At 43.9% G+C, this 15,133-nt stretch carries 12 protein-coding genes; 3 read left to right on the forward strand and 9 right to left on the reverse strand.

Features of this window, described 5'->3' with window-relative positions:
- Positions 1–12: 12 nt before the first annotated feature.
- The 7 genes from ACX5KA_RS04305 to ACX5KA_RS04335 all read right to left on the reverse strand — a co-directional run bounded on the left by ACX5KA_RS04305 (position 13) and on the right by ACX5KA_RS04335 (position 8,905).
- Entirely contained in the window at positions 13–489 is a 477-nt protein-coding gene (locus tag ACX5KA_RS04305) for a hypothetical protein (RefSeq protein WP_458730501.1), read from the reverse strand.
- 140 nt (positions 490–629) lie between these two features.
- Positions 630–3,719 (reverse strand): error-prone DNA polymerase, encoded by a 3,090-nt coding sequence (locus ACX5KA_RS04310; RefSeq protein WP_458730502.1) that lies wholly within the window; start codon positions 3,717–3,719, stop codon positions 630–632.
- A 36-nt stretch (positions 3,720–3,755) separates the two neighbouring features.
- The gene (locus ACX5KA_RS04315; RefSeq protein WP_458730503.1) at positions 3,756–5,267 is read right to left on the reverse strand and encodes a Y-family DNA polymerase; all 1,512 of its coding nucleotides are present in this window, start codon (positions 5,265–5,267) and stop codon (positions 3,756–3,758) included.
- Positions 5,267–6,016, reverse strand: coding sequence for a recombinase RecA (locus tag ACX5KA_RS04320; protein ID WP_039222534.1), 750 nt, complete (start codon positions 6,014–6,016; stop codon positions 5,267–5,269). Before ACX5KA_RS04320 ends, ACX5KA_RS04315 begins: the two co-directional genes overlap by 1 nt.
- 247 nt (positions 6,017–6,263) lie before the next feature.
- Positions 6,264–6,776: a hypothetical protein gene (locus tag ACX5KA_RS04325; protein ID WP_039222531.1), complete on the reverse strand. Its 513-nt coding sequence runs from the start codon at positions 6,774–6,776 to the stop codon at positions 6,264–6,266.
- A 2-nt stretch (positions 6,777–6,778) separates the two neighbouring features.
- Positions 6,779–8,530 (reverse strand): DUF885 domain-containing protein, encoded by a 1,752-nt coding sequence (locus ACX5KA_RS04330; RefSeq protein ID WP_458730504.1) that lies wholly within the window; start codon positions 8,528–8,530, stop codon positions 6,779–6,781.
- Between the two features lie 39 nt (positions 8,531–8,569).
- Positions 8,570–8,905: a DUF1820 family protein gene (locus ACX5KA_RS04335; protein ID WP_039222523.1), complete on the reverse strand. Its 336-nt coding sequence runs from the start codon at positions 8,903–8,905 to the stop codon at positions 8,570–8,572.
- Positions 8,906–9,093: 188 nt separating this feature from the next.
- Here ACX5KA_RS04335 and ACX5KA_RS04340 point away from each other — a divergent pair, with 188 nt between their 5' ends.
- Positions 9,094–10,731, forward strand: a complete 1,638-nt coding sequence (locus ACX5KA_RS04340; protein ID WP_458730505.1) for a M28 family metallopeptidase — start codon at positions 9,094–9,096, stop codon at positions 10,729–10,731.
- Positions 10,732–10,973: 242 nt separating this feature from the next.
- Positions 10,974–12,200, forward strand: coding sequence for a capsular polysaccharide export protein, LipB/KpsS family (locus ACX5KA_RS04345; RefSeq protein WP_458730506.1), 1,227 nt, complete (start codon positions 10,974–10,976; stop codon positions 12,198–12,200).
- Between the two features lie 57 nt (positions 12,201–12,257).
- Here ACX5KA_RS04345 and slmA read toward each other — a convergent pair whose 3' ends face one another.
- Both slmA and coaBC read right to left on the reverse strand, forming a co-directional pair.
- Positions 12,258–12,845: a nucleoid occlusion factor SlmA gene (gene slmA, locus ACX5KA_RS04350; RefSeq protein ID WP_014996795.1), complete on the reverse strand. Its 588-nt coding sequence runs from the start codon at positions 12,843–12,845 to the stop codon at positions 12,258–12,260.
- A 115-nt stretch (positions 12,846–12,960) separates the two neighbouring features.
- On the reverse strand, positions 12,961–14,190 hold the full coding sequence (coaBC, locus tag ACX5KA_RS04355; protein WP_039222516.1) for a bifunctional phosphopantothenoylcysteine decarboxylase/phosphopantothenate--cysteine ligase CoaBC: 1,230 nt from the start codon (positions 14,188–14,190) through the stop codon (positions 12,961–12,963).
- A 202-nt stretch (positions 14,191–14,392) separates the two neighbouring features.
- On the opposite strand from coaBC, the gene radC reads away from it, so the two are divergent.
- Positions 14,393–15,070, forward strand: coding sequence for a RadC family protein (gene radC / locus ACX5KA_RS04360; protein WP_039222513.1), 678 nt, complete (start codon positions 14,393–14,395; stop codon positions 15,068–15,070).
- The last annotated feature ends 63 nt before the right edge of the window (positions 15,071–15,133 follow it).

The raw sequence follows: 15,133 nt of genomic DNA on the forward strand, positions 1-15,133 counted from the left end.
GTACAGCAAAGATCAACAGACCCTAGTAACCCAAGTGATTTTTGTATGTTTATTGTCTATTCTTTGTTGCCAGTTTACTGGTGTAAACCCTAGCGGCATGGCTAGATGTTTTATTTTTTCAATGCCCTTACCTACATTCTCTCGTTTAACGATAGTTCCTGTTACTGCATTGGTTAAAGGAAGTGAAAAATACTTATCACTCGAAGTGGTGATGCTGTTATACCAGCCTCTGTTATCAGGGTATACAAAATCAACATTACCTTTAACTAACTCGAGTTGAAGTCGTCTTATGGGCAAACTCAAATAAATAAATTCGTGCCCGGAAGCTTCAGAAAAAGCCTCTAATATCGACCAGGCTACTCCTTTATCTACAGGCGAAGAAAAATCGTAGTGAGGAAAGTAGGCTAAACCTTGTGCGCCAACTATATATTTATCTGCGTAGGTATTAAAACTAAATGCGCAAATAATAAAAAGCGCAATCCATCGCATCATTTTATACTCCGAAAATGACAACAATTATCTACAGGTATAGCTGAGTTATTCGAATGTAGCTTCACGAAAAGGAAGTTATTAATCAAACAATCACTATTAAGCACACCATAATCTATTACTTTGCCGCTGTAAAAAATTCAGTGAAAATCTCTAGAGCTTAATGTCAGCTTTTCGAGCCAAGGTGTACGGTCGATAAGCTTACCCGCAATAATGTGAATAACTCCCTCTTTGGAACATTCAATAATGCCATTAACTTGAAGAAGCTTAGCTTTCAAAAAAGTTTGTTGCTGTGCTCGCGCTGTAGCTTGCCATACCACAACATTCATATTGCCTATATCATCTTCTAAGGTCAGAAAGGTGACGCCTGCTGCTGTGCCTGGGGCCTGTCGCCCCGTGACAGCTCCAAGTACTTTAACAACAGATTTATTCTTTTTGTCTCTTAGCGAATCAGACCAGCTTATGTCGTTAAGCTCGTGTTGCTGCTTAAGCAGTGCAATAGGATGATTATTTACAGACAAGCCTGTTGAAGCATAATCTTCAAGTAAGTTTTCTGCTTCGGTCGGTGCAGCACCCAGCGGTGTGGCATTTTTATCTGCATAAAACTCGTCAGTATCAAACAGTGGTAAACGCGTTTGAGTATCCATAATTCGCCAGCGAGTTTCATATCGATTGCCTGAAATAGTGCGAAGGGCATCGGCGCTGGCCAGTGCCTCTAGTTCGTGACTTTTAAGCGATAACTGCTGTAACTGTTCAACGTTGGTGTAGCCTTCGTCTGAACGGTTTTCCACAATAAGCTCAGACGACGCTTCACTTAAACCTTTAATAAGCTTAAGACCAAGCTGTATATACTTTTCTTGCCCCTTTACAACTAACGTGTGCTCTGTACTAGACTGGTTCACACAGGGCGCCTCTACCCGTATATAATGACGCTTAGCGTCTTGAACTAATTGGGACGGAGAATAAAACCCCATGGGCCAGCTATTTAACAGCGCAACATAGAACTCAACGGGAAAGTAAAACTTCAACCAGCACGATACATAAGCTAATACCGCAAAAGATGCTGAGTGAGATTCGGGAAAGCCGTACCCTGCAAAGCCTTTAATTTGTTCAAATAAGTTATGGGCGAAAGTACTGTCATAGCCCTTATCCGTCATACCCTTAATGAGCTTATCTCTGAACTCAAAAATTCTGCCGTCTTTTTTCCAGCTAGCCATAGCCCGCCGCAGTTGGTCGGCTTCTCCACCACTAAAGCCAGCGGCAACCATGGCAAGCTGAATAACTTGCTCTTGAAAGATAGGTACACCCATAGTGCGAGATAGCACCTTTTCCACATCTTTCGATGGGTAGCTAATGGTTTCGTTGCCGTGGCGGCGTATCAAATAAGGGTGGACCATATCACCCTGAATCGGACCTGGCCGTACAATGGCTATTTGTACGACCAAATCGTAATAGCGACGAGGTTTGAGCCTTGGCAGCATAGACATCTGAGCCCGTGATTCTATTTGAAAAACGCCGACTGTATCAGCGCGGCAAATCATATCGAAAACCTGTTTGTCATCCCCAAATTTGGTGATAAATGGAATACTGGTTTCAATAGGGTACTGTTTATTGATAAGAGAAAACGCGCGGCGTATGGCGCTTAGCATCCCAAGGGCCAGTACATCCACTTTTAAGAGACCTAAGGTTTCAATGTCATCCTTATCCCATTGAATGATGGTACGGTCTTCCATTGCGGCGTTCTCAACGGGGACAAGGTCGTAAAGCGGTCCTGCGCTAATAACAAAACCGCCTACATGCTGCGACAAATGTCGGGGCGTGCCTAGTAAAGCTTCGGTAAGGGTAATTAACTGCTGTACTCTAGGCTCCTCAGGGTTTAAGCCAAGCCCCGCTAGCTGAGATTTCCACGGAATAACGCTGTCTCGACGATTGATTTGTTTAACCACAAAATCAAGTTGTGACTCGCTAAAGCCAAGCGCTTTACCCACATCTTTAAATGCTGATTTAAAGCGGTAGCAAATAACGGTAGCCGCGATAGCGGTTCTTTCTCTGCCGTACTTTTGATAAATGTATTGAATGATCTCTTCACGGCGCTGATGCTCGAAATCCACATCAATATCGGGCGGCTCGTTACGTTCTTTGGATATAAAACGCTCGAACAGTACGCTTATTTGCCTTGGATCTACGGCCGTTATTTCTAGGCAATAACACACTACAGAGTTAGCTGCCGAACCTCGACCTTGGTACAAAATGCGCTGTCGCTTGGCAAACTGGACAATATCGTAAATGGTTAAAAAGAAATATTCGTATTCTTGCTCGGCAATAAGTGTCAGTTCTTTTTCTATAATTTGGCGGATTTCAGAGGTTATACCTTCTGGAAAGCGCACTTTAATACCGGCTTCTACGCGTTCCCGTAGATAAGATGTAGGCGTATACCCTTCTGGCACAAGTTCCGAAGGGTAGTGATAGCGCAACTCTTCTAAAGAAAACGTGAATACCTGGGCTAGGGTATTGGTATTGGCTATCCACTTCTCAGGGTAAAGTTTCTTTATTTTTTGTATGGTGCGCAGACTACGCTCTGCATTACTTAACACTTCCCGACCTATTTTGTCTACACTGGTGTGCACATTAGTAGCATGCAATACATGTTGAAGCGGCAGCCTGTCAGCGTGATGCATTAACACACCTGTACAAGCAATAACCGGAAAGGGAAAGGCAGACTGTAAATGGTTGTAGTGCGCAAACCGCTGGTGATCCCGTCCGTCTAATAAACGCTGAGCGCCAATATAGGCATCGATGCTGGGATGCTTTTGCAGCCACTCAGCCCAATGCTTGTCGTGAGCTTCTTTTCCGCTAGGTAGCCAGATGAATTTGCAGTGGCGAATGGTACGCAAGTCCCATTCAGCAAGTTGATATTCTCCTTTCTCAGAGCGACGCCTGGCGTTAGTAATAATTCGGCACAGTTCGCTGTAGGCCGCTTTGTTCGGGCACAGCAGTACAAAAGATAAGGTGTCATCAAATACAAAGTAACTACCAACAATAAGCTTAATAGACAGACCCTGATGCTTAATTTCATCGAAAGCCCGTACGACTCCCGCTACTGAGCATTCATCGGTAATGGCAAGCGCGTCGTAACCAAGGAAAGAAGCCGTGGTAACAAGCTCTGCGGGGGAAGAGGCACCGCAAAGAAAGCTATAATTGCTTTGGCAAAAGAGCTCACTGTATTTCATGATATTGCCTTTACCTTTTTCTTTAACCGCATACCGCTAGCAAAAAAGGCCCTGCACCCACCAGCGGCTCTCTTCATCTTTAAACACTAAAAGCCTTACGCATTGCTCAGTTTGGGCGATGAAATAATCACGCTTTGTTGGGCTGTCATGCCACCACTCACTGTGTAATCGCACGGGGCCAAAGCAAATTTGGGTAGCCTGAATAAGCGGTTTAGGTACATCAAAGGTGAAGGTGGGTGTAATGTCACTGCTATAAGCGTAATTATCGATGCAGCTACCGACGCTCGGCTCCGTCACCGTCATATATTCAAACTGGTGGCTGTCGGCAGCGCGCGGTTGAAACGTACTGTTATCGCCTAGCTTCGCGTTTAAGCGCCCAATTAATTGCTTTTGTGCAATATCGTTAAATCTGTCGCTAAAGAAATCGCCATTCTGCGTTTCCATTTCTTCGAATTGCTGACAGGTAAGTGTCATGGCTGTGGCAGGCTCAGGTAACTCCAGATTCTCAGTTTTAAGGCTAAATAACGGTAGCCAACTCTTCACCGAAGACTGAGGCAATGCAGAGTGAATATTAATATCCATTACAGGTGCTTCTCTGAAATGAATATGAACGCTGATGCTTGATGTATATAGGTTTCTGGCCCGTAAATAGTGAGACAAATGCTCAAACTGCTGGGTGACAAAAGGGGTTAGATGCTGCGTGTTTTCAATATCAAAAGGCAATAGGATAAAGTTATCGAAATGCTCCAAAGGCCTAAATAATGTAACCCGCGGGAAGGTTTCTCCCCTTAACGCAGTAAGATACATAATGGTGTTATTGTCGAAGCGTCGCCCCAGCTCTTGTACCGGCATGGCCAGTAGTTGATGTACGCAGGAAACGCCTACTCTTGCCAACGAGTCAATGACTTTGGGTGATAGAGCCGTGATAGAAAGCGGGCATGCACTTAGGGCTTTTTTTATATCATCGGGCGTATGTAAGTAGGTATTAAGTTTATGAAGCGCTAATACTTTTGCGGCCTCAATTGTCCATGCGCTAGCAAAATGATAGCGAATATCTGCTTCTGCCAGAGCTTGAGTTAAAGTTTTCCACAGTGGCGTATGACCGCCATAGTAATGAGTTAGGTTATCTAGCCTTACTGCCAGACCGCTTATACTATTTGAGTGAATATGGTTGTCTAATACGATGTCAGAAGCCAGTGGATAAAGCCGATGGGCTAACTGCGTCAGCATATGCTTTTCGGCTTCTTCACTGAGTGGCAGAATATGCACGTAAGGGCATAGCGCCGCCGCTTGAGCTAGCCCATGCCCAATTTCAATGCCTTCTTTTTTCGCAATATCATTACACTGGGTAATTTTGTTTGTTTTACTACAGTACACAGCAACAGGTGTATTCGACGGTAATGACGAAGAAATTCCATTAGCTTCGCTTCTAGGGGTGTTTCTACGATCACTTTTAAGCGTTTGCCGGTGGGCATGATTAGTTTTAGCAGCGTTAATATGGCTGTCTAAAGTTAGTTGATAGCAGTAAATATAAGCCCACAGCATCATTAGCTCACAGAGTGTAATGCCTGATCGGAAAGCGTGTTGTGTGCCATGGCCCATTTAATGGCCTGATTGTCGGGTGTCCACCGGTGGGAAATAACAATGTTATCTTCTGGCCACCCATGACGCTGCTTGCGTATGTTCACTGCCAAAGCGTGGGGTTTACCCTTTAGCGCGATATCCAACGTAATGGGTAATGCACTGTCGCTTTGATTCGAAGGAGTGGCTTGTGAATCACTTAAGTTGGCCTTCGGATAACCTAACTGAGATGCCTGCTGTTGCGGTGGAGTATACAGTAAGCACAGCGCATCATTATGCGTTGCTGCTACCTGTAGGCGTCGTGCTTCTTTTTGATTTACAGCATTACTCCACAGCACTACGCAGTGGCAAGCCGTACTTTTTAAACATTGCTCTGCTGCCCACAGCGACTCTTGTTCAGAACCTGGTTTTACTACCAGAACTTGTTGCGCTTTAAGCCCCAAGTTTTCTAACCACGGCGACTGTAGTATCCCGGGAGGGTTAATAAATACCACCAGCTTATGCGTACGGTGTTGGCATATAACCTGTTTAAAGAGTGAAAGTTCACCCATGCCGGTTAACGAAGAGATACGGACAAGACCTGTAGATGCAACGCCACCGTTAAGTGCTTTATCCAGACGCGGAAAACCCAGCGAAAACTTGGTTTCACTTTGTCTCTGATCTCTGGCTCGCCAAATATGCGGGTGGTTATTAAGCACGGATAACGATTTATTCATGGCACTCAAAATAAACTGTATTTTTATACAGTATTATAGTGCAGCAATAACCCTTTTCAAGACAAAAGGTTTTTGGCTTGTTGTTTTAAGCGCTAACTTACTGATAAGTTTGGAAAGGTAAAAAGATTAAACTTTTAAAAGTGTAGGAACATGGCTAGGGTCGCTGACCTTACTACATAGCAAAGCGGGCGACCCTGTTGTACAGTTGGCGTTGCATCAGCGCTAACGAGAGACACAGAGTAAAATGTTACTCTTCAGATGATGGTTCTTTTTGAGCCTTTGCTGTCGTGCCGCTTACTGTTGCTGTTACGGTTTGGCAAAAAGCAATAAATCCATCTGCGGTATTTTTTGCCCACACCATGCGAACGTTGCCAGGTAGAGCCTTCACCACTTCACGAATTTCCTCAAGCGTCACTTCTTCATTAAGCAACACTTTATTCAGCGATTCCTCAAATGACATGCCTTTTTCACAACAGGTCATGACAATAGCTGAAAAGTTGCGCATAAGTGGGTGTAGCGCATTGTATTGAGTTTGGTCGATAAGGCGACTTTTATAGGCACTTTCAATACGAGCAGTAAGGTTTTTTTCCAACGCATCTGTAACAAGAACAAGGTTGCGGTAAGCATATGTAACCTTATTACTGGTCTGCTTATTTGAGTGGCGCAACAGCGCCAGTTCTTTCTGTAGGTTCTGCGCTCGCAGCACAAAGTAAATTAAAAACAGGATAAGTAATCCAATAACACCAAATGCAACGATCATGATTATTGTGCCTTTTGTTCATCTATAAAGGTGTTGATGTTTTGCTCCAAGATAAACAGTGGAACTGAGCCGTTTTCTAACACGGCACGGTGGAATTTGCGCACGTCAAAACGCTCTCCTAATGCTTTCTCTGCTTTCTTGCGAAGGCCTTTAATTTTGATTTCCCCAATCTTGTAAGACAAGGCTTGCGCTGGCCAAGAGATATAGCGGTCTATTTCAGTATTTACGTTGTGCTCTGAAAGCGCGGTATTTTCCATCATATAATCAACCGCTTGTTGACGGCTCCAGCCCATCGTGTGCATACCGGTATCCACAACCAAACGACATGCTCGCCACATTTCGTAGCTTAAACGACCGAAGTTGTCGTACGGCGTTTCATAAATACCTGCTTCAATACCTAAAAACTCAGAGTACAGACCCCAGCCTTCACCAAAGGCTGAAATATAGGTGTTACGGCGCACCATAGGTAAGTCTTCAAGCTCTGCTGCCAACGATATTTGAAGGTGGTGACCAGGCACTGCTTCGTGCAAGGTCAGTGCAGGCAATGCATACAAAGGGCGCTTATCAAGGGCATAAGTGTTTACCCAGTAATATCCAGGCTGATCGTCGCGGCTAGGATGGATGTAACGGCCTGTTGTATATTTGGGCGCGATAGCGTCTGGTACAGGCGCTACACCGTAGGGCGTTCTTGGCAGATACTCAAAGAGCGAAGGTAGTTTTGCGTCCATTTTCTTTGCAATAAACGACGCTTCTTTTAGTAAATCTTCAGCGCTGGTGGCATAGAATTGCGGGTCTTCGCGTAAAAACGCAATGAAGTCGTTAATGTCGCCATCAAAGCCAAGCTCATCCACAATTTGCTGCATTTGCGCGCGAATGCGTTTTACTTCAGACAAACCTAGATTATGGATTTCCTGAGGTGTCATATCTGTGGTGGTGTAATGCTTTGCTCTATTGGCGTAATACGCCACGCCGTCAGGCCAGTTATTTGCGGCAATATCTTCACGGGCATTGGGAATGTATTCGTCTACCATGAAATCGTAGAACATTTGATATGCAGGCAACACGCTGCTGTTTATTGCTGCTTTGCCTTGTTCCGTTAGCGCTGCCTTTTGCTCGGCAGTAAAGTACTCAGGAAAGCGGGTAAATGGAGAATAAAAACCACTGTCCACTGCATTTTCAACAATATACGACGCTACCGAGTTCTCAAATCCGTTCAGCACAACTTTAGGTTGCGTGTAGCCTTCTTTTAGCGCTTGTTTCATGTACGCAATTTGTTGGTCAAAATAAGGCTTAAGCGCATTTAGGCGGCTAATATAGGCCTGATAATCTTCTACGCGCTTAAAGGTGGATAAATTAGGAAGCGAAGCCATTGCCCCGTGAAAGCCATATTCTGAATTGATCGGCACCAAGTGCGCGCGATACGTATATTCATCCACATAGTTGGCTAAACGGTATTGCTGCATCAGCAAGGCAATATAAGCATCAGTAGAGATATTGTCTTTTTTATACTGACTTAAGGCTTTTTGAAATGCACGCCATTGTTCATTTTGAGCTTTAAGTGCTTCGGGCGAAATATCGGGTAGCACATGAGCGAGGGAGCTATCGCCTTCGCGAGAAGCTAAAAGTGGGGAAACCGAAAGCTCGTACTGCCAAATGTCATCAAGTAGTTGATACAAGCTTTCATCGTCAAGGCTCTTTGCTGATGCACTAATGCTGCAAATAAATAGTAATGTTGCTAACAGATAGCGGTACATAAGGGTCTCCGGTAACCTTTACCGGATAGATGCCGGCGGTTACTCTTTCGTTGGTGTATATATTGGACTAGGGAAAGCAGTTACTTTATCAGATTTATTTTCTAATTTAGTAATTTTGGCTGAACCTTTTTTATTTACGGCGTCAATGCGCAAAATGTTGTGCATAGGAACATAAGTTTTTGTTACTTCTGAAAATTCGGCTTTTAACCTTTCATGGCTAGGATCGACAACAACGCTGGTGTGGGTATCCCACACAAAGTCACCTATCTCGATAAAGCCAAACAAAGCGCCCTGAGTAAGGGCTCTAACGTAAAGTTCGTAACGTTCTCCATTGCTGATGAACTGAACGCGGTAAAGAATATCGTCTTTCGACATGGGTGCTGCTCTTCACTAAAAAATATAGATACTCCCGGAAATTGCTCCGGCGTTTGGCCCACAATTTTACCTTGCTCCTAAAATGCGAGCAACGGTAGGAAACGCATGGTAAGCGTAAGCAGTTTAATGGTATTCCCCCTATTAACTGGGTTACCATGATGCACACTTAGTTATATGGTGAAATTAGAATGATAAAAAAACTCCTTATAGGTAGTGCGATGACGGCAATGACCTTTGCTGCTACTGCCCATAACCACGCATCGACAGACAATGCTTTTAACCCTGATACACAGCGAATCAAATCGCACCTGTTTTTTTTAGCAGACGACTTACTTGAAGGTCGTGATACAGGCTCTCGCGGCCATGAAATTGCGGCGCTTTATATCGCAACCGAATTTGCTAAATATGGTTTGAAGCCAGCAGGTACAGACGGCTATATGCAAAGTGTATCGTTTCGTAAAGCGAATCTGGTTCAAGAGTCACCCAAGTTTACTTTCACGCAAAACGGCGAGACTGTCGATTTTGACTACCCGAAAGAATATCTAGCTAGCCCGAGCTTGCTTAGCACCGAGGCTAATGTAAAAGGCGAAATGGTCTTTGTGGGCTACGGCATTGTGGCAGACGAGCTATCTCACAACGATTACAAAGACTTAGATGTAAAAGGTAAGGTTGTTGTAGCGCTTGCTGGTAAGCCAAGCGACTTTCCATCAGAAGAGGGCGCTCACTTTGCGTCTGGCTATCAAAAGCAAAAGTATGCGGTAGACAATGGCGCTATTGGCATGATCACTATCACAACGCCTAAAAATGAAAAGGTACGCCCTTATCAAAGCCGTTTGAACTACATTCATACACCGCGTATGGCATGGTTAGACGACAATGGTCAGCCTGCAAATAGCTTTTCTCAGCTTAAAGGCAGCGCTTACATGAGTGAAGGGGCTGCACGTAAACTGTTTGAAGGCGCAGAAAAGAGCCTTGATGATGTTTATGCTCAGCTTGAAGCTGACAAAGTACCGCAAGGCTTTGCGTTAAACGGCGAAGTCGATATCAGTAAGACTAGCGTACATGACACTATCACAAGCCCAAATGTTGTGGGTATATTAGAAGGTTCAGACCCTGAGCTTAAAAACGAATACGTAGTTTTCTCTGCTCACTCTGATCACATTGGTTTTGCTAAAACGGTGAAGAAAGACAACATTAACAACGGTGCTATGGACAACGCGTCTGGCACGTCAGTAATGTTAGAAACTGCACGTCTGTTTAGCGAAATGAAAGAAAAGCCAAAGCGTTCAATTCTGTTTGTGTCGGTAACCGGTGAAGAAAAAGGCCTTTTAGGTGCTGACTATTTTGCCCGTAACCCAACCGTACCGGTTACGTCAATGGTGGCGAACGTAAACCTAGACATGCCAATTCTAACCTACGAGTTTGCAGACGTTATTGCCTTTGGTGCAAACCACAGTGATTTGCAAGAATCAGTGGAAAAAGCGGCGGCTAACGCTGATATCGAGCTAAGCCCAGACCCATGGCCAGAGCAGGCACTTTTCACTCGCTCAGACCACTATGCGTTTGTAAAACAAGGCGTGCCTTCAGTGTTTATGGTGCCGGGTCTTAAATCAAAAGATCCTAACGTAGACGGCAGCAAGGTATTTGGCCAGTTCTTATCTACGCACTATCATAAGCCTAGCGACGATATTAACCAGCCATTTAACTGGAATGCAGCGGAGACGTTCACCAAAGTTAACGCGCAAATTGGTTGGACACTAGCAAACCAAAAAGATAAGCCTAAGTGGAATGATGGCGACTTTTTCGGTAATACGTTTAGCAAGTAGACCATACTCGTTCGACACTAAAAGCAGCATTTCTATGCTGCTTTTTTTATGCCTATGTTTTAATAAACTTTGGTGTCTTTACACAACCTTTAATTAATAAGAAACAAATTATGTCTACAATGAAATAAAGTGGGGTAGATTTTTAACATATGCTATGAATTTTATGTTTTACTGATTGCATGATTTCCATTAAAGCGCAGAACCGAAGAGTTCATCACAATAGAACGCAGGAGTAACTTACAGTGATAGAGCAACAGAAAAAGTATACGTTAATTGCGAGAGGCAGTTCTCACATACGGTACTTCAAGCAATTTGCGGCGCAAACCTCGTTGAATATCTCTGTTGCTAGTTTTAACGTTCCTTGGTTTTTGCTAATTAAGGTCCGACATTGGGAATTTACAAAACATATTGATATTGACGCTCTAGTTAACCCACATCTATTAAAAAAAGCTAAAAAACACAAAAAGCTTCATCATTCTTTTGCGTGGCCGCTTTATGAAAAAGTAAGTCGATGGCTTACGAAATTAGATATCGCCAAAAGTACAGCGTTGATTGAAAAGGAAAATTCAGATGTTGTGGGCGTCTGGAATGGACAAAAACAGCCTAGTTCATCTATTGCCGCAGCCGCGAAAGCGCTAAAAAAAGAAGTCGTGTACTTTGAAAATGGGCTATTCCCAAACTCCACAACGTGTGATTGGTCAGGCGTTAATTGCGAAAACTCACTGCCTACTACTAAAGACTTTTATAAACAGTTTTATGAGAATAAAGCATTACCTTGCAAACTGGTGCCGCGTAAACCAGTGTGTGAAAAGGCCTGTGGGGTAAAGGCAAACGCATTACCAGAGCGCTATATATTTGTGCCATTTCAAGTAGAAACTGACAGCCAAATTATTTCAAACTCGCCTTGGATACGAAGTATGGGGCAATATTATCAGCATTTACTGAATGTCATAGACAAAGTGGATGACCCTACGCTTCATATCGTTATCAAAGAGCATCCATCAGATTCAATCAGACATGACAACCTACACAATAAACACGAACGGATATTATTCGCTAACTATTGTGAGACCCAAGAGTTAATTGAACGGTCATTAGCTGTGATGACAGTAAACTCTACAGTGGGAGTCGAGTCTCTGCTACTCGACAAGCCCGTAGTGGTGTTAGGTAGGGCGTGCTATGGCATTGAAGGCGTAACAAAGCTTGTGCGAAATGAGACCGAAATGCTAGAAGTTATGAGAAACATTGAATTGCTTGCGGTAGACACTGAAGCAAGATGTGGCTATTTAAATTTTATGTACAACCATTATGTCATTCCCACTACGTGGAAAAATATTGATAGTCGGCACGTTGAGGCACTTACCAAGAGATTACTTAAGCAAGATGCTATGGCGCACTATATTTCACATTATGAGAACCGTGAGATGATGACGGAAAACGTGGTGCCAACAAAACGCCAATTTGCTTAACATCAGATAAAAAAAGGCGCTCAAAAGCGCCTCTATTGTTAATCGAAATCGCTTGTCTTAAACAAACATTTGTTTAAATGCAGCCCATTGCTCATTGAACTGCTCTGTTGGCTTGCGAGTAAAGCCACTGCGAATAAACCCGTTAATACGGCCATCCGTGTAGCTGATCATCATATTCGCGATAATGGCCTCATCGGCAGAAAGGGTTTTACCTTCACGGAGCTTGCGCTCTCTTAGCACTTGCTTAAGCTGGGTTTCTAAACGCTCGAAAAGCTTAGCGATACGCGCGCGCAATCGATCTTGCTCGCCCATAAGTGCATCACCATTTAATATTCGTGTAATGCCTGGGTTCTTCTCCGCAAAGCCTAAAATAAGGTGCAGAATAAGCTGACAGCGCGTGAGCGAGTCTTTTTCTTCGTTCACAATTTTGTTGATACGCGTAAAAAGCGTCTCTTCAATAAATTCGATAAGCCCTTCAAACATTCGCGCTTTACTGGGAAAGTGGCGATATAGTGCCGCTTCAGACACCCCGACTTTTTCCGCTAACTTAGCAGTAGTGATACGTTGACCTGGGCTGGTTTCTAACATTCCAGCAAGTGCTTGCAGAATTTGAGCTCTGCGATTTGTTTTTTTGACAGCAGGCATGACGAAAGTGTTTCCTCCGCTACCGAGTTATAGCAACCCGGGCTCCATGTTAAATTGGCTTACGCCAAAGCGTTTGTATTTATCGTTTTTATTATCGACACTTAATAAGTATCTGTTAGTTTTTATTGTTTAAAACAAAACGTTCTGCAATGAGTGCTAGCAACTGCTCAGCTAACTCATTTTTGCTGGTGGCAGGCAGTCGTTTATCACCGTCTTGCCATATCACATGCAGTGCGTTTTTATCGCTGTTAAACCCAAGACCCTGTGCTGTTATGTCGTTCGCTGCAATCATATCAAGCTTCTTTTTGGCAAGCTTGGCACGGGCATAATCTTCTACATTTTGGCTCTCAGCTGCAAAGCCAACGCAAAATGGACGGTCTTGCCTATTAGATACAGTTGCTAGAATATCAGGGTTTTTAACAAAAGTAAGTGTTAACTCATCACCTGTTTTCTTTATCTTATTGTCAGCTACCGTGCAGGCCTTGTAGTCGGCAACCGCTGCGGTGCTAATAAAAATTTCTGTAGAAGGAATAAGTTTTTCACAAGCGTTGAGCATCTCATCTGCGGTGGTAACATCAATACGGTTACAGTGCGTAGGCGTAGAAAGCGCTACTGGACCTGCAACTAGCGTTACGTGCGCGCCCGCTTGAGCCGCTGCTTGCGCAATGGCAAACCCCATCTTTCCTGAACTGTGATTCGAAATATAGCGTACTGGGTCTAAAGGTTCTCGTGTTGGCCCCGCGGTAATAGTAAATTTTTTGCCTGCCAAATTCTTTAACGCTTCATTTAGCGAGGAAGACTTTGCTTTGCTTTCATTTAAGGCATTAGCAATATCAACAGGTTCAACCATTCTACCTGAACCCACATCACCACACGCTTGCTCACCGCTTGCCGGACCTATAAAGGTAACGCCGTGCTCTTCTAATAGAGCAATATTGCGCTGAGTTGCTGTTGCTTTCCACATTTGCTGGTTCATGGCTGGGGCTACAAAAAGCGTAGCGGTTGTGGCCAAGTAAAGCGTAGTTAATAAATCGTCTGCCATGCCGTGAGCAAGTTTAGCGAGTGTGTTTGCTGTGGCTGGCGCGATAAGTAGGATGTCAGCCCATTTTGCTAATTCAATATGCCCCATAGCAGCTTCAGCGGCGGGGTCTAAAAGGTGTTGATGCACTGGATGCCCTGACACCGCTTGAAGTGACAAAGTACTCACAAACTCTGCGGCAGAATCGGTAACGACAACGCGAACGTTTGCACCTAATGCGGTGAGTTTACGCACTAAGTCTGGGGTTTTATAAGCGGCAATACCGCCTGTAACGCCTAGCAAAATGTTTTTATTAGCAATAGACATAAAAGAACACTAAATCTCAATATTAATAGTAGCCTACCATGGCGACGAAAAATCGGATAGCTGAACAAAAGTCGATCTTGCCGTAAGCATGCTGTTTGGCTCTTATCTGCTCAATATCCAACGAAACCCGCCTTTCATACAGTCGTTAATTTTTTTTGATTCAACTATAACCACTATTTTATGACGTTAATGGACTAAGAGCATGTCGATAAAGATATGGCCGATAAGTGAAAGGCCAAGAGAAAAGCTTTTGCAGCACGGTGCAGAGAGCTTAAGTGATGCAGAGCTTATTGCTGTGTTGCTGGGGAAGGGCGTTAAGGGTAAGAGCGCTGTGTCTGTCGCGCACGAATTGCTAAAAGAACTTGGTTGCTTGCGAGGCGTGGTAACGGCTACAAAGGAAAGTTATGCAAAAGTGTCTGGCGTCGGGCCGTGCAAATACGCACAGTTTCAAGCGGGGTTCGAAATATTTAAACGCAACTTAGAAATAAAACTTAAGCGCCAAGATGTATTTAATAATGTAGATGATACTAAGCGTTATCTTCAGGCTAAACTAAGAGACTGCGAAAGAGAAAAGTTTGCGCTTTTGATGCTTGATAGCCAACATCAACTTATCGCTTTTCGTACCATGTTCAACGGAACGATCAATAGCGCAGCAGTGTATCCGCGAGAATTGATCAAGCAAGTTATGATCGATAATGCGGCGGCGATCATTTTGGTCCACAATCACCCCTCAGGCGTAGCAGAGCCGAGTCATGCAGATATTCGTTTAACGACAGAGATCAAAAATGCTATGGCATCGATCGACGTGCCCGTGCTGGATCATTTTGTGGTTGGAGATAAAGAAACCATTTCATTTGCGCAGCGAGGCTTGCTAACATAAGAAACCTAAGTCATTTATCGATTATTATGTAGTCAAATGGTTGAAAATGATTTAGCATAGGAT

Source organism: Alteromonas alvinellae (assembly GCF_902705805.1).

Bases quoted from the DNA above. Each gene is read 5' to 3' on its own strand.
- ACX5KA_RS04305 (WP_458730501.1), bottom strand. From the start codon at position 489: ATGCGATGGATTGCGCTTTTTATTATTTGCGCATTTAGTTTTAATACC.
- ACX5KA_RS04335 (WP_039222523.1), bottom strand. From the start codon at position 8,905: ATGTCGAAAGACGATATTCTTTACCGCGTTCAGTTCATCAGCAATGGA.
- ACX5KA_RS04320 (WP_039222534.1), bottom strand. From the start codon at position 6,016: ATGAATAAATCGTTATCCGTGCTTAATAACCACCCGCATATTTGGCGA.
- ACX5KA_RS04315 (WP_458730503.1), bottom strand. From the start codon at position 5,267: ATGATGCTGTGGGCTTATATTTACTGCTATCAACTAACTTTAGACAGC.
- ACX5KA_RS04340 (WP_458730505.1), top strand. From the start codon at position 9,094: ATGATAAAAAAACTCCTTATAGGTAGTGCGATGACGGCAATGACCTTT.
- radC (WP_039222513.1), top strand. From the start codon at position 14,393: ATGTCGATAAAGATATGGCCGATAAGTGAAAGGCCAAGAGAAAAGCTT.
- ACX5KA_RS04310 (WP_458730502.1), bottom strand. From the start codon at position 3,719: ATGAAATACAGTGAGCTCTTTTGCCAAAGCAATTATAGCTTTCTTTGC.
- slmA (WP_014996795.1), bottom strand. From the start codon at position 12,845: ATGCCTGCTGTCAAAAAAACAAATCGCAGAGCTCAAATTCTGCAAGCA.
- ACX5KA_RS04330 (WP_458730504.1), bottom strand. From the start codon at position 8,530: ATGTACCGCTATCTGTTAGCAACATTACTATTTATTTGCAGCATTAGT.
- ACX5KA_RS04325 (WP_039222531.1), bottom strand. From the start codon at position 6,776: ATGATCGTTGCATTTGGTGTTATTGGATTACTTATCCTGTTTTTAATT.
- coaBC (WP_039222516.1), bottom strand. From the start codon at position 14,190: ATGTCTATTGCTAATAAAAACATTTTGCTAGGCGTTACAGGCGGTATT.